The sequence below is a fragment of the Pseudomonas entomophila genome (assembly GCF_029478665.1).
Classification (GTDB): Bacteria; Pseudomonadota; Gammaproteobacteria; order Pseudomonadales; family Pseudomonadaceae; genus Aquipseudomonas; species Aquipseudomonas entomophila_F.
This window is the reverse complement of record NZ_JARPQB010000002.1, coordinates 76,139-99,963: the sequence shown is the minus strand read 5'-3', so window position 1 is coordinate 99,963 and position 23,825 is coordinate 76,139. Positions and strand designations below refer to the sequence as shown.

The 23,825-nt window shown below is 68.7% G+C and carries 5 protein-coding genes; all 5 read left to right on the top strand.

Features of this window, described 5'->3' with window-relative positions:
- Positions 1–84 precede the first annotated feature (84 nt).
- The 5 genes from P5705_RS01890 to P5705_RS01870 are packed head-to-tail and all read left to right on the top strand — an operon-like array spanning position 85 to position 23,740.
- On the top strand, positions 85–9,057 hold the full coding sequence (locus P5705_RS01890; protein ID WP_277459302.1) for a non-ribosomal peptide synthetase: 8,973 nt from the start codon (positions 85–87) through the stop codon (positions 9,055–9,057).
- Positions 9,054–13,169 carry an amino acid adenylation domain-containing protein gene (locus P5705_RS01885; protein ID WP_277459300.1) on the top strand — a complete coding sequence of 1,372 codons (4,116 nt, stop codon included), beginning with the start codon at positions 9,054–9,056 and terminating at the stop codon, positions 13,167–13,169. Before P5705_RS01890 ends, P5705_RS01885 begins: the two co-directional genes overlap by 4 nt.
- Positions 13,166–22,213, top strand: coding sequence for a non-ribosomal peptide synthetase (locus P5705_RS01880; RefSeq protein WP_277459299.1), 9,048 nt, complete (start codon positions 13,166–13,168; stop codon positions 22,211–22,213). The genes P5705_RS01885 and P5705_RS01880 overlap by 4 nt, the downstream gene beginning before the upstream one ends.
- Positions 22,203–22,889, top strand: coding sequence for a hypothetical protein (locus P5705_RS01875; RefSeq protein WP_277459298.1), 687 nt, complete (start codon positions 22,203–22,205; stop codon positions 22,887–22,889). Before P5705_RS01880 ends, P5705_RS01875 begins: the two co-directional genes overlap by 11 nt.
- Positions 22,871–23,740 carry a TauD/TfdA dioxygenase family protein gene (locus P5705_RS01870; protein ID WP_277459297.1) on the top strand — a complete coding sequence of 290 codons (870 nt, stop codon included), beginning with the start codon at positions 22,871–22,873 and terminating at the stop codon, positions 23,738–23,740. The genes P5705_RS01875 and P5705_RS01870 overlap by 19 nt, the downstream gene beginning before the upstream one ends.
- Positions 23,741–23,825 lie beyond the last annotated feature (85 nt).

The window sequence follows — 23,825 nt, the reverse complement described above, 5'->3', positions numbered from 1 at the left end:
CCGGCCTGAACGCCGGGCCTGACTGGCAGGACGCCCGTCGTCCTGCGCGCATCACCAGAACAATAATCACGGACGGTAGCCTCGATGCTCGACACTTCCTCCTCGCGCGCCAACGCCTGCGCGCAGCCCGCCGTATTACCCGAGAACTGGCACCACGACGTGCCGTTCGATACCTCACTGTGCGTGCACGGCCTGTTCGAAGCCCAGGCGCGGCGCGCACCAGGCGCCATCGCCGCGCGTTTCGGCGGGGAGGCGCTGGGGTATGGCGAACTCAACGCCCAGGCCAACCGTCTGGCCCATCACCTGCGCACGCTCGGTGTCGGGCCGCAGGTGCGGGTCGGGCTGTGCCTGGCCCGTTCGCTGGACATGCTGGTGGCCGTGCTCGCGGTGCTCAAGGCCGGTGGCGCCTACGTGCCGCTGGACCCTGCCTACCCGCGGGCACGCCTGGCGCACATGCTCGCCGACAGCGCCCCGGCGGTGCTGCTCAGCCATGGCCCGGCACGGGCGGCACTGGACGGCCTGGCGCTGGCGCCGGTGGTGCTCGACCTCGACGACACCGTGGCCTGGGCCGACCAGCCAGCCCATGACCCGGACCCACAGGCGATCGGGCTGACGCCCCGGCACCTGGCCTATGTGATCTACACCTCCGGCTCCACTGGCACGCCCAAGGGGGTGATGGTCGAGCACCGTGGCCTGGTTGCCCTCAGCGCGGCCTGGGCGCGGCTGTACCCGTTGCAGGCGCCGCTCAACCACCTGCAGATGGCCGGCTTCTCGTTCGATGTGTTCAGCGCCGACCTGATTCGCGCCCTGGGTTTTGGCGGCACCCTGGTGTTGTGTCCACGCGACACGCTGATGGACCCGCCTGCGCTGTACCGCTTGCTGTGCGAAGCCGAAGTGGGCTTCGGCGACTTCGTGCCGGCGGTACTCAACCCGCTGCTGGACTGGGTCGAAGCCAATGGCCGGGAGCTGTCGTTCCTGCGCACGGTGGTGTGCGGCTCGGATGTCTGGACCGCCCACAGTGCCCGCCAGTTGCGCCGTCTGTGCGGCGAGCGGGTGCAGGTCGTGCAGGCGTACGGCGTCACCGAGGCGAGCATCGACAGCACCTGCCACGAGGTGCCTGCCGAGGTGGCCGAGGGGGCGTTGCCCATCGGTCGACCGCTGGCGAACTGCCGCGTCTATCTGCTCGATGCCCAGGGCGAGGCGTGCGCGGAGGGTGAGCTGTACCTCGGCGGCGTCGGCGTTGCCCGCGGCTACCTGAACCTGCCGCAACTGACCGCCGAGCGTTTTGTCGACAACCCCTTCGTCGCCGGGGAACGCCTGTACCGCACCGGCGACCTGGCGCGCCTGCGCGCCGACGGCCAGCTCGAGTTCCTCGGGCGCAACGACCACCAGGCCAAGCTGCGTGGCCTACGCCTTGAATTGGGCGAGATCGAGGCGCGCCTGGCTGAGGTCCCCGGGGTACGGGAAAGCCTTGTGCAGTTGCGCCGGGACACGCCGCAAGAGCCACGCCTGGTGGCCTACTACGCCCAACACGCGGGGGCTGCGCTGACCCCAGCCGGGCTGCGCCAGCAGTTGCATACGCACCTGCCGGACTACATGGTGCCGAGCGCTTTTGTGCAATTGGCCGCCTTGCCGCTGACCGCTAACGGCAAGTACGACCGTAACGGCTTGCCCGCGCCGGATGCCAGCGCCTTCGAACAACGCGACTATCAGGCCCCGCAAGGCGCGCTGGAGAACACCCTGGCGGCGATCTGGAGCGAGGTGCTGGGGATCGCGTCCATTGGTCGTGAAGACCACTTCTTCAGCCTGGGCGGTCACTCGCTGCTGGTCATGCGGGTGCTGGCCAAGGTGCGCCGGGACCTGATGTTGGAAGCGGCGCCCTCGGCCCTGTTCGAAAGCCCGCGGCTCATGGACTTCGCCCTGAGGCTGCAGGCCAGCCAGGACGAAGGGCGCCTGCCGATCACCGGCGTCGAACGCAGCGGCGCGCAAACGTTGTCGTCCGCCCAGCAGCGTCTCTGGTTCCTGGCGCAGATGGAGGGGGGCAACGCCGCCTACCACATGCCGCTGAACCTGCGCCTGCGAGGGGCCTTGCAGGTGCGGGCGCTGTCCGCCAGCCTGGACCGCCTGGTGGCGCGTCATGAGGCGCTGCGCACCACCTTCGTCAGTGTCGAAGGCGAGGGCCGCCAGTGTGTCGGTGCCCCCGACCAGGGCATGGCATTCACCCAGGTCGACCTGCAGGGCCTGCCCGCTGCCTCGGCACGTCTTGAGGCGTTGATCGAGGAGGAGGGCGCGCGGCCATTCGACCTGACCCAGGGGCCGCTGATGCGCGCCTGCCTGGTGCGCCTGGCGCAGGATGAACATGTGCTGTTGTTGACCCAGCACCACATCATCTCCGACGGTTGGTCGGTAGGCGTGTTCACGCGTGACCTGGAGGCCTTGTACCGCGCCGCGTTGCTGGGCCACGAAGCGGACTTGCCGGCTTTGTCGGTGCAATACGTCGACTACACCGCCTGGCATCGCCAATGGTTGAGCGGCGAACGCCTCGAGGCGCAGCGCCGCTACTGGCGCCAGGCGTTGGAGGGCGCGCCGCCGCTGCTGACACTGGCGAGCGATCACCCGCGCCCGGCCGTGCAGGACTATCGCGGCGGCTTCGTGCCGCTGGTGCTGGACCAGGCCCTGACCACGCGCCTGAAAGCCCTGTGCGGCGCCCACGACAGCACATTGTTCATGGCCTTGCTGGGCGCCTGGTCACTGCTGCTGATGCGCCTGTCCGGGCAGGACGACGTGGTCATCGGCGTGCCCTCGGCCAACCGCCCGGACCCGGCGCTGGACGGCCTGATCGGCTTCTTCGTCAACACCCTGGCCCTGCGCATGACCCGCACTGGCGCACCGTCGCTGGGCGAATGGCTGCATCAGGCGCGCCAGGTGACGTTGCAGGCCCAAGCCCACCAGGACCTGCCATTCGAGCAGGTGGTGGAACTGCTGAACCCGCCACGCAGCCTGGCCTACAGCCCGCTGTTCCAGGTGTTGTTCGCCTGGGAGCAGGACCAGGGCCAGACCCTGGCCTTGCCCGGGCTGGACATCACGCCGGTGCGCGCCAGCCAGCACATGGCCAAGTTCGACCTGCAACTGGCGCTGAGCGAGCGCGATGGGCAGGTCGTCGGTGGGTTGGAATACGCCTGTGGGCTGTTCGAGCACGCCACCGTGGAGCGCATTGGCGGCTACCTGTGCCATCTGCTAGAGGGGATGGTCGGTGCCCCTGGGCAGTCGATCGCCACGCTCGAACTGCCGGACGCGCGGGAGCGCGTGCAGGTGCTGGATACCTGGAACCGCACGGCCCGCGACATCGCCAGCCAGCCTGGCTGCATGGCGCGCCTGGCGGCCGTCGCCCGGCGCATGCCGGATGCCCCGGCGCTGGTCGCCGACGGCCAGGCCCTGAGCTACGTCGAGCTGAACCGTGCGGCCAACCGCCTGGCCCACCACCTGGTCGCCCTGGGCATCGGCCCCGAACAACGGGTGGGGCTGTGCCTTGAGCGCTCGGCGCACATGGTCGTCGGCCTGCTGGCCATCCTCAAGGCCGGTGCCGCCTATGTGCCGTTCGACCCGGCGTACCCGGCCGAGCGCCTGGCCTTCATGCTCGCCGACGCCGCGCCCAGCCTGGTGCTGACCCAGGCCTCGCTGTGCCCGGGCCTGCCGCAAGCGGTCGACCTGCTGTGCCTGGACAGCGACGCGCCGCGCTGGGCGAACTGTGCGGACAGCGACCCGCAAGTGGCGGTGAGCCCCGCGAACCTCGGCTACGTGCTCTATACCTCCGGCTCGACCGGCCGCCCCAAGGGCGTGGCCCACAGCCGTCGTGCCCTGGACAACCTGATCGCCTGGCAGTTGGACGAGATGCCCGCGGCGTGCCGGGTGCTGCAATTCGCCTCGTTGAACTTCGACGTGTCGTTCCAGGAAATCTGCAGCACCCTGTGCCAGGGCGGCACCTTGCAACTGATGAGCGAGGCTGGGCGCAAGGACCTGGCCGCCCTGCGCCCGGCCCTGGTGGCCGAGGGCGTGGCGCGCGCGTTCCTGCCGTTCGCCGTGCTGCAGCAGTTGGCCGCGGTGACCGAGCCCGACGCGCCGCGGCCGCCTGGCGGCTGCGAAATCGTCACGGCCGGCGAGGCGTTGCAGGTCAATGACGCGCTACGCGCGTTCGCTCTTGGCCTGGGCGGCGCACGCCTGCGCAACCAGTACGGGCCGACCGAGACCCATGTGGTCAGCCAGTTCAGCCTCGATTGCGCCGACGCCGAACACTGGCCGGAACTGCCCCCCATCGGCAAACCGATCGCCAATGCGCGGCTCTATGTGCTGGATGGCGACCTCAACCCACAGCCGGTGGGCGTGCCCGGCGAGTTGTACATCGCCGGCGACTGCCTGGCCCGTGGCTACCTCAATCGGGCGCAACTGAGCGCCGAGCGCTTCCTGCCCGACCCGTTCAGCCCTGAACCGGGGGCGCGCATGTACCGCAGCGGCGACCTGGCCCGGCTGCAAGCCGATGGCAACGTGCAGTACCTGGGGCGCGTGGACCAGCAGGTCAAGCTGCGCGGTTTGCGTATCGAGTTGGGCGAGATCGACAGCCTGTTGCGCCAGCAGCCTGGCGTGCAGGATGTCGCCGTGCTGCTGCGCGAGGACGTTGCCGGCGATCCACGGCTGGTGGCCTACGTGGTGGGCACCCGTGAAGCGCAAGCCCTGCGCGCGGCATTGCAGCGCCAACTGCCCGAGCACATGCTGCCCACGGCCTGGGTCAGCCTCGCGCAGCTGCCGCTGACCCGTAACGGCAAGCTCGACCGCCAGGCCCTGCCGGCGCCCGAGCGCAGCGGCACAGCCGACTATGAAGCACCGCGCGACGAAACCGAACGGCGCATGGCGCAGGTCTGGGCCGAAGTGCTCAAGTGCGAGCGGGTGGGTATCCGCGACAACTTCTTCGACCTCGGCGGTCACTCGCTGCTGGCCACGCGCCTGGTCTACGCGATCAACCAGCGCCTGGGTGCGCAGTTGTCGCTGAGCAGCCTGTTCCAGGCGCCGGTGCTGATGGACCTGGCCGCGCAGGTCTCGGCCTTGGGCGGCGAGCAGGCCGAGCCCGAAGCGCCGGCCCTGGCGGCCGACCCGGCCGGGCGCCATGCGCCATTTCCCCTCACCGACATCCAGCAGGCCTACTGGTTCGGCCGCGAGGCCAGCATCAGCCTCGGCGGTGTCAGTGCCCATGGCTATGAAGAGTGGCGCATCCCCGACTTTGACGTACCCCGCTTCGAGGCCGCGCTGAACCGCATGATCCGGCGCCATGACATGCTGCGCGTGGTGTTCCTGGACGACGGCACCCAGCAGGTGCTCGAGCAGGTGCCGACCTACCACCTGGCCTGTAGCGACCTGCGCGGCATGGGCGCCGAGCAGGCCCGGGAAGCCCTGCTGGCCACCCGCGCACGCCAGTCGCACCAGGTGCTCGACGCCAGCCGTTGGCCGCTGTTCGACTTCAGCGTATCGCTGCTGGACAACGGCATCAGCCACCTGCACATCAGCCTCGACGCCCTGGTGGTCGATGCCGCCAGTACGCAGATTCTCGCCCGCGAGCTGATGGCGCACTACGCCACGCCTGGTCTGCAACTGCCTGAACCCGGCGTGAGCTTCCGCGACTATGTGCTCGCCGAACGCCAACTGCGCGGTGGCCAACGCTATGAACGTGCCCTGGACTATTGGCGCGGGCGTATCGAGACCCTGGCCCCAGCCCCGGACCTGCCGCGGGTGTGCCAACCGGAAAGCATCGCCAACCCGCATTTCACCCGCCGCGACCGCGACATGCCGGCGGCGCAATGGCACCAGCTCAAGACCCTGGCCCGGCAGTTCGGCGTCACCCCGTCGGTGATGCTGCTCACCGCGTTCAGCGAAGTCCTGGCGCTGTGGAGCCGCCAGCCGCGCTTCACCCTCAGCCTGCCGCTGTTCAACCGCCTGCCGTTGCACCCGCAGGTCGACGCGATCATCGGCGACTTCACCTCCCTGGTGCTGCTGGAGGTGGCCATCGATGGCAGCGCCAGCTTCACCGACAAGGCCCGCGCCGTGCAGGCACGCCTGTGGCAGGACATCGACCACTCGGTGGTCAGCGGTGTGCGCGTGCTGCGCGAGCTGTCCCAGGCCCGTGGCGTGCAGCAGACGGCGATGCCGATCGTGTTCAACAGCACCTTGTCGGAAGCGGCGCCCGAGCTGGCCGAGTTCAACCTGGGCGAGGCCCTGGGCGCGACGCTGGAGCACAGCATCACCCAGACCCCGCATGTGTGGCTCGACCACACCCTGCTCGAGCTAGAAGGCCGCCTGCTGTTCAATTGGGACAGCATCGACGCGCTGTTCCCCGAGGGCATGATCGGGCAGATGTTTGCCGCCTATAACGCCATGCTCGACCGCCTGTTGGCACCTGAAGCCTGGGCCGCCAGCACGCCGCAGCTTTTGCCGCAGGCGCGCCTGCCGCAAGCGCCTCCCGCGCCGTGCGACCTGCCGCTGATGCACGAGCTGTTCGAGCGCCAGGCCCTGGCCACGCCACAGGCCGTCGCGGTGCTGGGGGCCCGTGAACTGAGCTACGGCCAGTTGCGTCAGGAGGCTCGGCAGATGGCCGCACAGCTGCAGGCCCGTGGCGTGCAGCCCAACCGACTGGTCGCGGTGGTGATGGAGCGCGGTTGGGAGCAAGTGGTGGCGACACTGGCCATCCTCTACGCCGGCGGCGCCTACCTGCCCATCGACCCGAACCTGCCCACCACGCGCCTGCGGCACATTCTCGAACGCGCCGAGGCCACCCTGGCGCTGACCCAGCCGTGCCTGCTGGAGCGGGTGGCGTGGCCGGCGCAGGTGACTGCCCTGGTGGTCACCGACCTGCCCGGCAGCCAGGCCGAAGTGCTGCGTGAGGTGCCGGTGCGGCCCGATGACCTGGCCTATGTGATCTATACCTCCGGCTCCACCGGCACGCCCAAGGGCGTGGTGATCGACCACCAGGGCGCGGTCAACACCTTGCTCGACATCAACCGGCGCTTTACCGTGGGCCCGCAGGACCGGGTGCTGGCGATCTCGTCGCTGAGCTTCGACCTGTCGGTGTACGACTTCTTCGGCACCCTGGCGACGGGCGCCGCAGTGGTCATGCTCGAACCACAGCAGAGCCTGGACCCGGCGCACTGGGCCGCGTTGATCGAGCGCCACCAGGTGAGCCTGTGGAACTCGGTGCCGGCGCTGCTGGGCATGCTGGTCGAGTACCTGGAGGGCGAGGGCAGGGCGCTGCCGGCGAGCCTGCGCCTGGCCATGCTGTCCGGCGACTGGATCCCGCTGGCGTTGCCCGAGCGTGCCTGGGCACTGCGCCCAGGGTTGCAACTGATGAGCCTGGGCGGGGCCACCGAAGCGTCGATCTGGTCGATCGGCTACCCGATCACCCAGGTCGACCCGGCCTGGCGCAGCATCCCCTATGGCCAGGCGCTGGACCACCAGCGGTTCCATGTGCTGGACGACGCGCTGCAAGTGCGCCCGACCTGGGTCACCGGCCACCTGTACATCGGCGGTATCGGCCTGGCCAAGGGCTACTGGCGCGACCAAGCGTTGAGCGCCAGGAGTTTCTTCGACCACCCGCTGACCGGCGAGCGCCTGTACCGTACCGGCGACCTGGGGCGCTTGCTGCCGGATGGCAACATCGAGTTCCTTGGCCGCGACGACAACCAGGTCAAGGTCCAGGGCTACCGCATCGAGCTGGGCGAGATCGAGGCGGTGCTCAACCGCCACCCCGGCGTGCACAGCGCGGTGGTGCGTATCCTCGGCGAGGCCCAGGCGCAGAAACGCCTGGCCGGCTACGTGCTCAAGGCCGACCCGGCGCTGCAGGCCGGCGACTTCGCCAGCTACCTGGCCGACAAGCTGCCGGCGTACATGGTGCCGTCGTCGTTCACCTTCGTGGAGGCCTGGCCGCTGTCGGCCAATGGCAAGGTCGACAAGAGCCGACTACCCGAGCCCGATCAGGTTCAAGCGGGTGGCCTGCAGCTGGAGGTCGACGGGCCGCTGGAACAGCGGCTGGTGGCGATCGTCCAGCAGGTGCTGGGCCAGCCAGGCATCGCCGCCGACGCCAACCTGCTGAGCCTCGGCGCCACGTCCATCGATATCGTGCGCATCAGCAATGCACTGTCGAGCGAACTGCGCTTCCGCCCCCACGTAGCGCAGTTGCTGGCACAGCCGACCCTGCTCAACCTGCTCGCGCTGTATCGCCAGCGAGCGCCGCGCCAGGAAACGCCAGGCACGAGCGTCGACGAGGTGCTGGAAGACCCGCAGCAGCGCGCGGCTTTCAAGGCCGAGCAGCGTGCAAGACGGCGCTTCGCCCACGACACGCCGCAGGTGGCCCTGGCGCTGCCGGTCGATCCGGCCTTCGCCCAGCGCTACCGTGACTACCGTTCGGTGCGCCAGTACCTGGAGCAACCCATTGCCGCGCAGGCGTTCGCCGAGCTCCTGGCGGTGCTGGCCCAAGGGCAGCTGGACGGCGAGGCGAAGTACCTGTTCCCGTCGGCGGGCGGCGCCTACCCGCTGCAGACCTACCTCTACATCAAGCCTGGCCGGGTGCTTGGTGTACCAGGCGGCGCTTACTACCACGACCCGGTGGGGCATCGCCTGGTGGCCGTCGGCGAGGGCGTGCTCGACCCGGACACCTACGACTACTTCGTCAATCGCCCGGTATACGAAGGCGCGGCGTTCGCGCTGTTCTTCGTCGCCGACCTGGCGGCGATCCGTCCGTTGTACGGCGAGGGGAGCCACGACTTCTGCCTGATCGAGGCGGGGGCGATGGCGCAATTGCTGACCATGGCAGCGGCCGACCAAGGGCTGGGCCTGTGCGGCGTCGGTTCGCTGGAGCCCCGACAGCTGGCCTCGCTGTTCGACCTGGGTGCCAGCCATGCGCTGGTCTATTCGATGGTCGGCGGCCTGCGTGGGGACCCTATGCCTCACCGCCCACAACCGCAAGCGCTGGTCATCACGGCGCAGGACGACACTGACATGGAGGAATTCGAAGTATGAACGCCCATCAACTGCTGGCGTTCTTCGATCGCCATGGCGTGGCCCTCGAGGTGGACGGCGACAAACTGCGCTGCAAGGCGCCCAAGGGCTTTCTCGATGAGGGCCTGCTGCAGGCCCTCAAGACCCACAAGCAGGCGCTGATCGCCTTGCTCGCCCCGCCTGACGACAGCGCGCCAATCCCGCGCCGCGCGGATGAGCAAGCCAGTTGCCCCTTGTCGTTTTCGCAGCGCCAGTTGTGGTTCCTCGACCAGCTGGAACCGGGCAATCCGTTCTACAACGTGCCCTCGGCGCTGACGCTCAAGGGGCCGTTGGATGTGGTCGTGCTGGAGCGGGCGCTCAATCTGCTGGTTGAGCGTCATGCCATGCTGCGCACCACCTTCGTCAGCGTCGATGGCGAGCCGCGTCAGGTGGTGCATGCGAGCAAGCCGCTGACCCTGGCCGTGCTGGATTTGCGCGACCTGCCCGAGACCGCGCGCCAGGCCCGCCTGGCCGAGGCGGTCGAGGCTGACGCCCGCGCCCCGTTCGACCTGGTGAACGGCCCGTTGCTGCGGGCGATGCTGGTGCGCCTGGCCATTGATGAGCATGTGTGGCTGTACAGCGTGCACCATATCGTCGCCGATGGCTGGTCGATGGGTGTGATCCTGCACGAAGTCGCCACCCTCTATGGCGACCTGCTGGGCGGCCAGGCCCCAAGCCTCGCGCCGCTGCCGGTGCAGTACGCCGACTATGCCTGCTGGCAACGGCAGCACCTGGACGAGCAGGCGTTGCAGGGCCAGCTCGACTACTGGCGGCGTGCCCTGGCCGACGCGCCACCCTTGTTGGACCTGCCTGGCGACCGCCCGCGCCCGCCGGTGCAGCGCTTTGTCGGCGCCACGTTCAGTTCGACGGTGGACGCCGCGACCCTGGCCGAGCTCAATGCACTGGCCCGGCATACCCAGGGCACCTTGTTCAATGTGCTGCTCGCCGCCCTGGACGTGCTGCTGTGGCGCTACAGCGGCCAGCGCGACCTGTGCGTGGGCACGCCGTTCGCCAACCGGGGCAGGGCAGAGCTGGAACCGTTGATCGGCCACTTCATCAACACCCTGGTGATCCGCCAGCGGCTCGACCCGGCGCAGACCTTCGCCGCGCTGCTGCGTGACGTGCGGGCGAACATGCTGGAGGTCCATGCGCACCACGACGTGCCGTTCGATCGCGTGGTCGAGGCGCTGAACCCGCCTCGTGACCCCGGCCATTCGCCGCTGTTCCAGGTGATGATGGTTTTGCAGAACACCCCGGGCGCCGCAGTCGCCATGCCGGGCCTGACGCTGTCGCCCCATGGCACCGGCAGCGCCACCGCCAAGTTCGACCTGGCGTTCGAGTGGGTCGAGCGCGACGCTGCGTTGCACCTGCTGGTCGAGTACAACACCGACCTGTTCGACCGTGCGACCATCGAGCGCCTGAGCCATCACTACCGCCATCTGCTCGCCCAGGTGGTCGCCGAGCCCAAGCGGGCGCTGCATGAGTTGTCGCTGATGGACGAGCACGAGCGCGAACAGGTGCTGCATGCCTGGAACGCGTCCGCGGCCTTGCAGTCACCCATCGACTGCGTGCATCGCCTGGTCGAAGCGCAAGCCGCGTGCCATCCTCAGGCGTGTGCCGTGACATTCGAGGATCGGCGGCTGAGCTATGCCGAACTCAATGCCCAGGCCAACCGCCTGGCCCGCCACCTGCGCACCCTGGGCGTCGGCCCGGACGTGCGCGTGGCGGTCTGCGTGGAGCGCTCCCTGGAACTGCCCGTGGCGCTGCTGGCGGTACTCAAGGCCGGTGGTGCCTATGTGCCGCTGGACCCGGACTACCCGGTCGGGCGCCTGGGCCACATGCTCGGTGACAGCACGCCCGCCGTGCTGCTGACCTTGGGCTCGGCCCAGGGCATCGTCCGCCAAGCCATGCAAAGCGCGGGTTGGGAAGCACCGATGCTCGACCTGCAGGTCGATGCGGCCAGTTGGGGACGCCAGGCCAGCGACAACCTGGCCCCCCATGAAGTGGGCGTGACGCCCGAACACCTGGCCTATGTGATCTACACCTCCGGCACCACCGGCCTGCCCAAGGGCGTGATGGTCGCGCACCGTGGCCTGGGTAACCTGCTGTTGTGGTGCCTCGGTGTCTGCGGCGAGGCTGGCGCGATGCTGCACAAGATCCCGTTCGGCTTCGATGCCTCGGCTTGGGAGACTTTCTGGCCACTGGCTACCGGCGGGCGGCTGGTCATCGCCCGGCCCGGTGGGCATTTCGAGCCGGGCTACCTGGCGAACGTGGTGCGCGAGCAGCAGGTCACGGCAATGGTCTTCGTGCCGGCGATGCTGCAACTGTTCCTGGAAACGGAGGCGGTCAGCCAATGCCACAGCCTCAAGGACGTATTCTGCGGCGGCGGCGAGCTGTCGCCGGCCCTGGCGCGGCTGTTCCAGGCACGCCTGCCGCAGGCGCGGCTGCACAACGTCTACGGCCCCACCGAGACCACGGTCATCAACAGTATCTGGACCCTGGCGCCGGGTGACGAGGTACCCGCATTGCGCCTGCCAATCGGCCGGCCCATCGCCAACAATCGTTTCCATGTGCTCGACGACTTCGATGCCCCGGTGCCGGCCGGTGTCGCCGGCCACCTGCATATCGGTGGCGTGGGCGTGGCCCGTGGCTATCTGGGGCTGCCGGCCCTTAGCGCCGAGCGTTTCATCGACAGCCCGTTCGTGGCTGGTGATCGGCTGTACCGCAGCGGCGACCTGGCGCGCTACCGTGCCGATGGGCAGCTGGAGTTCCTCGGGCGCAACGACTTCCAGGTCAAGCTGCGTGGCGTGCGCCTGGAACTCAGCGAGATCGAGGCCCGGCTGCAGGCCTTCCCCGGCATCGCTGCCAGCGTGGTGTTGATGCTCGGCGAAGAGGCCCAGCATCAACGCCTGGTGGCCTGCTGCGTGGTGCCCCAGGCGCCGGACGAGCAAGCGGTGCGCGCGCACCTGGCCGAAACCCTGCCCAGCGCCGTGTTGCCCAGCGCCTATCTGTGGCTCGACAGTTTGCCGCTCACCGTCAATGGCAAGGTCGACCGCCAGGCGCTGGCCGAGCGCGCCGACCACGACCTGGCGGCGCGCCAGGTCAACCTGAGCAGCCCACGCGACCACATCGAGCTGACCCTCTACCAGATCTGGAAAAGCCTGCTGCTGGCCCCGCACATCGGTATCCGCGACAACTTCTTCGCCGTGGGCGGCACCTCCATCGCCGCGATCAAGATGGCCTACCAGATCGGCCAGGCCTTCGCTGTCGAAGTGCCGGTGCGGGTGGTGCTGGGCCATCCGACCATCGAGGCGCTGGGCGGCTGGTTGCGGGCGGGGGCCAACCCCCACCAGGAGAACAGCAACCTGATTACCTTCAGATCAGGGGACGGCCAGCGCAACGTGGTGTGCATCCACCCGGCCGGCGGCACCGCATTCTGCTACCTGTCACTGGCCAAGGTGCTGCCCGAGGCGCTCGGCGTGTACGGCGTGCAGTCGCCGGGACTCAACCCGGGGGAGGCTACCGAGCCCACGGTCGAGGCGATGGCCGAGGCGTACCTGCGTCTGATCGAGCCGCTGTTGCGGCGGCCGTTGGTGCTCACCGGGCTGTCGTTCGGTGGCCTGGTGGCCTACGAGATGGCCCGGCGCCTGCGGGCGGCCGGGCGCGGGCAGGTCAGCGTGGTGCTGCTCGACACCCAGGGCTCGGACGACCCGGCCTTCCGCGCGCAGATCAGCACCGTCGACATGGCGGAGTTCCGCGACAAGCTGGTGCGCTTCAATGGCATGTACCCCGGTATCGAGGATGCCCAGGTCGAACGCTACTACCACCTGTACAACCACAATCGCCTGGCCATGGCGGCTTATGCCTGCCCACCAGAGGCCGGCCGGGTGGTGCTGGTACAGGCCCGGGAAGACCTGCCACGTGGCCAGTTGCGGGCGCTGCGCGGGTTCTGGCGCCGCCGCGCCGGTGATGGTTACCTGGCCACGCTGGTGCAGGGCGGTCACTGGGACATGCTGGAGAGCGCCGAAATCCACCGCGTTTCACGGACGATCCAGCGCGAACTGCAACGTTTCGATGCCCAGGAGGGGAAATGATGAGCGTGCTCCAGGAACCCGTGCTCGCACGCTTTGCCGCCCAGGTGCGGCGAGACCCGCAGGCCCTGGCGGTGATCGACCAGCAGGTGCGCCTCAGTTACGCCGAGCTGGCCAGCGCCAGCGAGCGCATCGCGCGTGGCTTGAAAGCGCAGGGGCTATTGCCGGGCCAGGCGTTGGCGCTGTACCTGCCCCGCGGCTGGCAGTGGGCCGCGGCGCTGCTCGGGGCGCTCAAGGCCGGGGCCGTGGTGATGCCGCTGGACCGGGCCAGCCCCGCCGAGCGCCGCGCGCTGATGCTCGCCGATGCCGACTGTGTGGGGGTGCTGAGCCTCGCAGACGCGCCACAAGGGCTGCCCGCCCCATGGGAATCGAGCGTCGAGGCGTTGCTCGACCACCCGGACGCACCCGCCCAACCGTTACCTGGCACCTTCGCCGAGGTCATGTGCCTGTTCTACACCTCCGGCACCACCGGCGTGCCCAAGGGCGTGGAAGTCGGCGAGCGCGGCTTGCTGCGCCTGGCGCAGGCCGGCAGCTACATCGACATCCAGCAGGGCGACCGTTTTGCCTGCCTGTCGAACCCGGCCTTCGATGCCTGCAGCTTCGAGCTGTGGGCGCCCTTGCTCAATGGCGGCTGTTGCGTGATGGTCGCCGACGACGACCTGCTCGATGCCCGGCGCCTGGCCCAGGTACTGGAAGCCCAGCGGGTCGACACCCTGTTCATCACCGTGTCGCTGTTCAACACCTTGAATGCGCAATACCCGGCCTGCTTCGCCGGCCTGCGCCAGGTACTGACCGGCGGCGAACAGGTCAGCCCGGTGGCGGTGCGGGCCTGGTACCAGGCCAACCCGGACAGCGCCTGCCGCCTGTTCAATGTCTATGGCCCCACCGAATGCACCACCTTCGCCCTGTGCCACCCCATCCCGCGGGACTTCGCCGCCGACACCGTCCCCATTGGCCAGCCCTTGCCAGACACCGGCATGCGGGTGCTCGACGCCCAGCAGCAGCCAGTGGCGCCAGGCGAGGTTGGCGAGCTGTACCTCAGCGGCAGTGGCGTGGCCCGTGGCTACCGCAACCGCCCCGGTGAGACCGCCCGTTGTTTCCTGCGCCTGCCTGCGCTGGAAGGTGGCGATGAGGTGCATTACCGCACTGGAGATCTGGTCCGGGTCAATGCCGAAGGGCAGGTGGAGTGCCTGGGGCGCGTCGACCGGCAGGTCAAGGTGCGTGGCTTCCGTATCGAGCCGGGCGAGGTGGAACAGTGCCTGCTCGAACACCCCCAGGTGGCCCAGGCCTATGTATGCAGCCGTAGGCAAGCCGCCGAGGACCATCAGTTGCTGGCCTTCGTCGTGCCACGCGGTGAGCTGGACTATCGCGCCTTTGACACCTACCTGCGTGCCCACCTGGCGCCCTGGATGCGCCCGCACCATCTGTTCCAGGTGCCACGCCTGCCGCTGACGGCCAACGGCAAGATCGACCAGGGCAGTTTGCTAGCCCAGGCCACCACGCCCTGGCGGCCGGCAGCCGAGCAGGGCGAGCACTCGCCAGCCTTGACCTGGCTGCTGGAGCAAGCGCGTGCACTGCTTGGGCAACCTGCGATCGGTAGCCAGGACGACTGGTTGGGCAGCGGTGGCGATTCGCTGAAAGCCATGCGCCTGCGTTCGGCCATTCGTGGCCGCTGGGAGCAGGAGATCAGCATCGCGACACTGCTCGCTGAGCCCTTCGCGGCGCTGGCCGAGCGTCTTGAACAGGAGCAGGGCGCAAGCACCGACTATCCACCGGCTCCGGCTCCGGCTCCGGCTCCGTCGAGCGCACGGCGCGGGCCGGCCAGTGCCGAGCAGCGCCGCCTCTGGCTGGAGCAGCAGCGCGCCCCCGGCTCAACCGCCTACAACGTGCCCTTGGTGCTGCACCTGGCGGCAGGCGCGGATCCACAGGCCCTGGCCGAAGCGCTGCGCCGCCTGGTGGCACGCCATCCAGCCTTGCGCAGCGCCTTCGTGGCGGGCAGCGATGGCCCTGAACAGGTGGTTACCGAGCAGGCGGCGATATGCCGGGTGCTGGACCCGGGTGCGTTGAGCCAGGACAACTGGCAGGCTTTCGCCAGCCTGGTGTTCGATGCGCCGTTCGACCTGGCCAGCCCGACCCTGCTGCGTGCCTGGGTGGCGCCAGATACCGACGGCAGCTGCCGATTGCTGCTGAACCTGCACCATATCGTCACCGACGGCTGGTCGATGAACCTGCTGTTCGACGACCTGGCTGGTCTGTACCAGGACGCCCTGCAAGGTCATGAAAGCACCGCCCCGACGCCGGTGTTGAACACGTTGGACTTCGCCCAGTGGCAACGGCAATGGAGCATCACCGCGCATTACCGGGAGCAGCGCCGCATATTGGCAGCCCTGCACGCTCGTCACGGCGAGGCGACGCCGGCCCGGCAGGCCATGCGCCCGGCCAGCAACGAAGGGCGTTTGTACCGTAAGCCCCTGGGTGAGCAGCGCAGCGCCGCGCTCGAGCGCTTCTGCGTCCAGCAGCGGCTGACCCGCTTCGACGTGCTGTTCAGCGTCTTCGCCTGGAGCCTGCACGCCTTGGTCGGTTGCGATCGCCCTCGGATCGCCAGCCCCGTGGCCAATCGGCCGCTGGCTGAATTCGAGGCCAGCGTGGGCATGTTCGCCAATACGGTGTTGATCCCTACCGACCTGCGCGGTACGCAATCACTTGGCGAGCAACTGCATCGACAGACCGCCACCGTGCGTGAAGTGCTGGCCTTGCAGGACGTGGCCCTGGCCGATCTGGTCGAGGACCTGCGGCTGTCCACCGGCCAGGCCTTGTTCGACTACCTCTTCGTGCTGGAGAACACCGACTACGCCAGGCTCGCCGATGCTCCGCTGCGGGCCACCCTGGAGCCGCACCCGGCGCCCCAGGCCAAGTGCCCGTTGACCCTGCTGGTGGTCGGCGGCGACGGGCCGCTGGCGTGCTGGTGGGAATACCAGTGCAGCCATTTCGACGCCCACCAGGTGGCCGCGCTGGATGCCCTGGTGCACCGCGCCCTGGACCTGCTGCTGGAAAAGCCGCAGGCGTCCCTGGACGAGCTGGTGGCGCCTTACCGCCTGGGCCTGCCGCCGGCCAGCGAAGGGGCCACCCAACCATTGCCGTTCGCCACGGTGGCCGACTGGTTCGAGCACCAGGTGCACGAAACGCCCGACGCCACGGCGCTGGTGGCCGGCCAGCGGCACCTGCGTTACGCCGAGCTGGATGCGCTGGCCGATACCTTGGCCGCGACCTTGTCCCGCCAGCACGCACTCGATGGCGCGTCGAACATGGTGTTGTTCCTGGCGCCGTCGGTGGAGCATGTGGTCGCCCTGCTGGCCCTGGCCAAGCTCAATGTCACCGCCGTGCCGCTGGACCCGAACTACCCCGTGGCGGTGCAACGCCAGGTGCTGGCCCAGGCATCACCGCGCTGCGTGTTGTTCAGCAGCGCCACCGAGGCCGCCCTGGACGGGCTGGCCATCGAGACGGCCGCCCGCCATCGAATCAACCTGGAGGCCGCGCCGCTGCCCCTGCAACGGTCCCGGCACCGTGGCGAGCGGCCGTTGTACACCCTGTTCACCTCGGGCTCGACCGGCATGCCGAAGGGCGTGCAGGTCACCGAGCGCGCCCTGTGCAACCTGTTGCACTGGCAGCGCGACGCCGGGCAGTTGCCGGCCCGCTCGGTGACCTTGCAATTCTCCATGCTGTCGTTCGACGTGGCATTCCAGGAACTGTTCGGCACCCTGTGTGGCGGCGGTTGCTATCACTTGATCGAACCCCGCTGGCGACAGGACGCCCAGGCGCTGCTGGCCTACATCCAGCAAGCGGGCATCGAGCGGCTGTACCTGCCGTTCGTGGCCTTGCAGCACCTGGCGCAGGCCGCCGTGGCCCAGGGCAACTACCCCCAGAGCCTGCGCGAAGTGGTCACGGCCGGAGAGCAGCTGCTGTGCACCGAGGCATTGCGAGCCTGGTTCGGCGGCATGCCCAAGGCCAGTCTGTTCAACCACTACGGCCCGACCGAAACCCATGTGGTCAGCGCCTATCGGCTGCCGCCGCAAGTGCGTGACTGGCCGCTGCGCGCGCCCATCGGCCAGGCCGTCGACAATGCCCGCTTGCTGCTGGTCGACGCCAAGGACCACCCCGTACCCACGGGCACCCAAGGCTACCTGTTGGTGGCTGGCGCAATGGTCACCCGTTGCTACCTGGGGGAGACGGCGCTCAATACCGAACGTTTCGTCGAACTGCCACAGGCCGACGGCCGCCGCTGCCTGTACTACCGCACCGGCGACCTGGCCTGGGTCGATGCCCAGGGTTGCCTGCACTACGTGGGCCGTGACGACCAGCAGGTCAAGCTCAGCGGCCATCGCCTGGAACTTGGGCAGGTCGAAGCGGCGTTGATGGGGTTGGAGGGCGTGGCCAACGCCGTGGTGACCGTGCAAGGCGAACCTGCGCGGCTGACGGCGTACGTGCAACTGACCGGCACCACGTCTTCGGTACAGGACCTCGACCGCCGGGTGGCGCGGCAGTTGCCGGGCCATGTGCGCATCGACCGGTACCGACGTCTCGACACCTGGCCACGTACCCCCAGCGGCAAGATCGACCGCAAGGCGCTTGCCGGGCAGGGTGAGGTGCTGGAGCGCCAGCATACGGCGGCGACCACGTTGAATCCGCTGGAAAGCCAGCTGGCCTCGCTGTTCCGCGAGGTGATCGGCCACGCTATCGAACCCGAGCAGACCTTCTTCGAAGCCGGCGCCACCAGCCTGGGCCTGATGCGCCTGCATGCACGCTACACCCAGGCCTTGGCCCATGCGCCGAGCATGGCCGACCTGTTCGAGCACGTGAGCATCCGCCAACTGGCGGCATACCTGGCTCGCACCGGGGGCGTGGCGGTTCGCCGCGAGCAGCCTGGCGAGACCCGTGATCAGCCGATGGCAATCATCGGCATGGCAGTCAATGTGGCCGGCGCGCGTGACCTGGGCGAGTTCTGGGCGATGGTCCAGGGCAACGCGCTGGGCATCGAGCACTTCGCGGCCGCCGAAGGCCTGGTCGGCGCCCGCAGCCAGTTGCAGGGCATGCTCGACTTCGACCCCGAGTACTTCGGCATCAGCCGCCAGGAAGCGCGGTTGATGGACCCGCAGCAACGCCACCTGCTGATGGCCTGCGTGCAGGCCCTGCAGCACGCCGCCATCGTGCCCTCGGCGCAAGGGCCGCGCATCGGCCTGGTGGCCAGCTGCGGCGAAACCACCTATTTCCAGCAAATGCTGCGCGAATGCGGCGAGGGCGAGTTGCCGGACGGCTTCCAGCTGGCGCTGCACCACGACAAGGACTTTCTCGCCACCAAGGCCGCCTACCACCTGGACCTCAGCGGCCCGGCCATGAGCGTGCAGGCCGCCTGTGGCAGTTCGCTGATCGGCGTGCACCTGGCCTGCAACCTGTTGCGCCAGGGCGACAGCGAAGTGATGCTGGCGGCCGGCGTGTTGATCGACCCGACCCTCAGCGACGGCTACCGCCACCGCTCGCAGCACATCTTTTCCCGCGACGGGCTGTGCCGGCCGTTCAGCGAGGACGCCAGCGGCACGCTCGGTGCCAGTGGCTACGGCGTGGTGGTGCTCAAGCCCCTGGACCGTGCCCAAGCCGACGGCGACCGCATCTACGCCGTGGTGGAAGGTTCGGCGCTGAACAACGACGGTCACGGCAAGATGAGCTACACCGCGCCATCGGTGGCCGGGCAGGGCGCGGTGATCGCCCGGGCCTTGGGCAAGGCCGGAGTGACCGGCGCCGATATCGGTTACGTCGAGGCCCACGGCACCGGCACCTTGCTCGGCGACCCGATCGAAGTCGCCGCGCTGACCCAGGCGTTCGGCGAGGCGCCGGCAGGCAACTGCGCCCTGGCCTCGGTCAAGAGCCAGGTCGGCCACCTGGGGGCGGCGGCAGGGGTGGTCGGGCTGATCCGGGCCACCCTGGCGGTGTACCACGGGGTGATCCCGCCGAACCTGGGCTTCTCGCGCATCAACCCGCAGATTGACCTGGCACGCTCGCCGTTCCACATCCCGACCACGGCGAGCCCCTGGCCTTCAGGGCGGCGGCGCATGGCTGGGGTCAGCAGTTTCGGCATTGGCGGCACCAACGCCCATGTGATCGTCGGCGCGGTGCAGGCCGTGCTGGAAACGGGTGATGACGTCGCGCCGCTGTTACTGCTTTCAGCCCACAGCCGCACGGCGCTGGAGCGCGATGTGGCGGCAATGGCGAAGTGGCTGCAGGCCAACCCCGAACATGTACCCGCAGCACTGCGTCACCTGCAGACCGGACGCCGCCAGGCACGCTGGCGTTTTGCAGTGCCATACCGGACAGGTGACGATTTACCACCGTCGGCGATTCGCGAAGTCGCGCCATCGCAGGTGCGCCTCGTGGCCAGTGAACATTCGCCCCAGGCGCTGCTTGAGGCCTGGTACGAAGGCGCGCATATCGAGTGGGCGCGCCGTTCGGCGCCACCGCCCTGGGACCTGCCGCCGTCCTCCTTCGACCTCGAAACCTATCGCTTCCACAGCCGCGCCACGCCCGCGCGCGAACCGCTGGCCGACTGGTTCCACCAACGGCAATGGCAGCGCGTGCGACGCATGGCGGCAACCGTGCCGCAAACAGCAACTCGCCAGACCTTGGTGGTGTGCAGCCATGAAGCGGCCGACGAAACGCTGCTCGACACGCTGGGATCTGCCTACCGGCGAGTGGTACATGTGCGCGCAGGGGATGGCTATCGCCAGCTTGCCGCGAACCGCTTCGAGCTCGATGTGCTGGATGCCCAGGCACTGGGGCGCCTGCTCGTTGAACTGCCGGGCGACCTGGACTGGCTGCACGCCTTGCCGCTGTCGGTGGATGGCGCGGTCGACGAGCAGAGCCTGGCGACCGCCCGCTGGGCCTGTCTGGACGCGCCCAGCAGCCTGTTGCAGGCCTGGGGCCAGGCACCACGCGATGCCAGCCTGCGCTTGTGGCTGCTGTCATGGCAGGCCTGTCCGGTACACGGCGAGGTGAGGCGGCCGGAACTGGCGGCACTGAGTGGTGTGACCGAGGTGGTGCCCCAGGAGTACCCGGTGCGCTGCCACTGGCTGGATTGCCCGAGCCCATCGCTGTTGGAGCACGCCAAGCCAGTCGCCGCGCTACTGGCCGAACCTGATGCCTTGCCCCGGCGCCTGGCCCTGCGCGACGGCTACCTGTGGCAACCGCGGCTGGTGCCAAGCCCGCTGCCGTTGGCTGCACCGACAACCTTGCCAGACAACGGCACCTTCCTGATCCTCGGCGGCGGTGGCATCGGGCGCACCCTGTGCCAGCACCTGCTGCGCGCGCCAGGGCGGCGCGTGGTGCTGCTGTCGCGTTCGGCGACTTGGCCTGCGGATTGGATGGTGGACCACGAGCGGGTCGAGTGGCTGGAGGCCGACCTCGGCGACCTGACGCGCTGGCCGCAGGTGCTCGAGCATCTGGCGCAACGGTACGAGCGCTTCGATGGCGTGATCCATGCCGCAGGCGTCGGGGCCGGCAGCCTGATCCGCCAGCGCGACGCCGAGCGAATGGCGACCGCGATGGCCGCCAAGACCCTTGGCATGCTCGCCGTCGAGGCGCTGATCGCACGGATGACGCCAGGCTTCGTGCTGTACTGCTCGTCCATGTCGTCGCTGTTCGGCGGTGCCGGCCACCTGGACTATGCCGCCGCCAGCGGCGTGCTCGACGGCTTCACCCATTACCGCGCACCGGGTGATCAGGGCTGCCTGCGCCTGGGCATCAACTGGGATATCTGGCGCGAGATCGGCATGGCCACCGAGGCGAGTGGCAATGATGCCGCGCACCAACAGCATCTGAGCGTCGGGCTGTCGATACAGGAAGGCTGCGAGGTGTTCGACCGGGCCATGGCCGTGCAACTGCCCCAGGTGCTGGTCTCGACCATGGCACTGGAGCATGCCCGACGCTTCTATCCCGTGCGCCATGGCGCCGTGGCAGCGCCGGTCGAGGCACAGCCGAAAACGGACGCTCTGCCTGCACGCCTGCGCGTCTGCCTGTGCCAATGGCTGGGCGTGGACGCACTGGAAGACGATGCGTCGCTGTATGACCTGGGCGCCGACTCGCTGACGCTGCTGGACCTGATCGACGAACTGCAGCGCGCCACGGGCGTGGTGGTGCAGCTGTCGCAGTTCAGCCCCACGGTCAGCCTGCGCGAGGTGTTGGCACTGGTGGCTACCGAGCAAGGTCGCGACCAACGCGTTGGCGACCCTTGGCGCGAGGCGCTGCGGATCGACCCATGGCAACAGGGCAGTGGTCGCCAATGGCTGTACTTGCTCCACCCGGTCGGTGGCGATGTACAGGCCTATCGCGAGCTGGCCGCGGCGTTGCATCCGGACCTCGAGGTGCGAGTGATCGCCGACCCGGTGCTGCGTCAGCCCGAACTCGCCAATGTCACCCTTGAAACGCGCGCGGCGTTGTACCTGGAAGCGATACAAGCCGAACTGCCCGATGGCGCGAGCTGGCGGCTGGTCGGTTGGTCCTTTGGTGCCTGGGTGGCCCAGGCCATGTGCGCCTTGGCCCGCGACACCGGGCTCGAGCTGCCGACGCTGTACCTGATCGACCCACCTGCGCCCGACGCCGGGACCGAGTTGAAAGCGATCGACGAGGGGCAGATCCAGCGGGTGTTCGAACGCGAGTTCGCCTTGCGCAATGGCGAGACGGACGGCGCGCGTTACCTGGAGCGCCTGGTGACCTGCTGTCGCAACAATTTGGCGAGCATGCAGGGGCATGTGCCTGGTGGGCTGGCCGAGACGACCGGGCAGCTGTTCATCGCCACCCAGCCCAACCCCTACGGCATCGGCACTGGCTGGCAGGCGCAGGACCTGTGCCAGGCCTGGCGGGCGTTGCTGCCGGGCCTGCGCAACTGGGCGGCGCTGGATACCGATCACTACGGCATTGTCAGCGGCCCTTGGGCGCGCCAGATAGCCGAGGCAATCAATAGCGACCTGCTTGCGCAGGAGGAGGGTGTCCATGGCGCGTGAGCATGCAAAGGTGCCCGCGTGGCAGGGCCCGCTGCTGCGTGTGCTGGAAACCGGCCCCTTGCCCCAGCAGTCTGACTGCCAGGCGCACTGGCGGCTGCTGCATTGCTGGCAAGCCGAGGTGGTGCTGCCGTTGCTCGCCCGGGCGCTGCCCGAACATGACCACGCCGTGACCACATTGCGGCGCCTGCATCAACGCGCGAGCCTGGGCTTGCGTGGGCGGGTCGGTGAATGGCGGATCGCGCTCGGGCCGGTGCTGCTGGCGGTGTTTCGTCGGGCCTACGCCTTCGATTCGGCCTATGCCCAGGCCTATGACAGCGCCCTGGACTACGGCCTGGCACCGTCCAACCAGGCGATGATCGCCGGGCAGTTCGGCGACGCCGAGGCCTTCGCCCGGCATTACGCGCAACTGAGCACCGACGCCAACGCCCAGGCGTTCGCCACGGCCAACGCGACGGCCAGCAGCATGATCGCCGCCCGCGCCTACGCCAGCGAGGACGAACAGGCCTGTGCCAGTGTCGTTGGCGCCTTGGCGAGGGTTTGCATCTGGGCCTGCGCGGACTCCATGGCGCACTCCATGGCAAGGCACGCCGCGGTGCGCGAACAACTGGCGGCTGGGTTGCAACACTTGGCCAACCAACACGAATCAGGGAGGAACGTATGGATCAACAGGCACTGAAGGCCATCGAACGCATCGCCGGCGCCCAGCGTGCGCCGTACCGCAGCATCAGCGTGGACCGGCTCACGCCGGTCATCGGCGCCGAAATCGGCGGGGTCGACCTGTCGCGCCCCCTGGCAGCGGCGCAACTGGCAGAGATTCGCCGGGCCTTCCTGGAGAACCACGTGCTGGTGTTCCGTGATCAGCACCTCGACGTCGAGCAGCACAAGGCCTTCGGGCGCCTGTTCGGTGAATTGCGGGCCTTGCCGCTGGATGACATCGACGGCGACGACCCCGAGCTGGTGGTGATCCGTGCCAACGCTCAATCGCGCTTTGTCGCCGGTGAGACCTGGCACACCGACGGCACCGCAGACCTGGAGCCGTCCATGGGGTCGATGCTGTATGTGAAGGAAACCCCGGCCATTGGTACAGGTGGGGACACCTTGTTTGCCAGCATGCACCTGGCGCTGGAGATGCTGTCGCCGGCGATGCAGGCGTTTCTCGGGACGCTGACGGCGATTCATGACGGCGAGATTCCCTGGAAGGGTTATACGCCGCCACCCGGCCTGCCCAAGACCGAGCATCCGGTGGTGGTGCGTCATCCCGAGACCGGGCGGCCGTCGTTGTTCGTCAACTCGGGGTTCACCTCGCATATCGTGCAGTTGTCGGCTGGCGAGAATCAGGTGCTGTTGAATATGCTGTTCGACCTGGTGGCGCGTGAACCGGTGTTGAGCTGCCGGGTGCGCTGGGCGCCGGGCACCCTGGTGTTCTGGGACAACCGGTGCACCCAGCACCATGCGGTTTGGGATTATTTTCCGCATTCGCGGTATGGGGAGCGGGTGACGATTCTTGGGGGGCGACCGCGAGCTTGATTGGGTATTGGTGGGCGGGGGGCTGGCGGTGGTCTTGTCGCGTTCTGGAGATCGAGCGCCGCCGGTGCGGCGCATCGCGGATGAA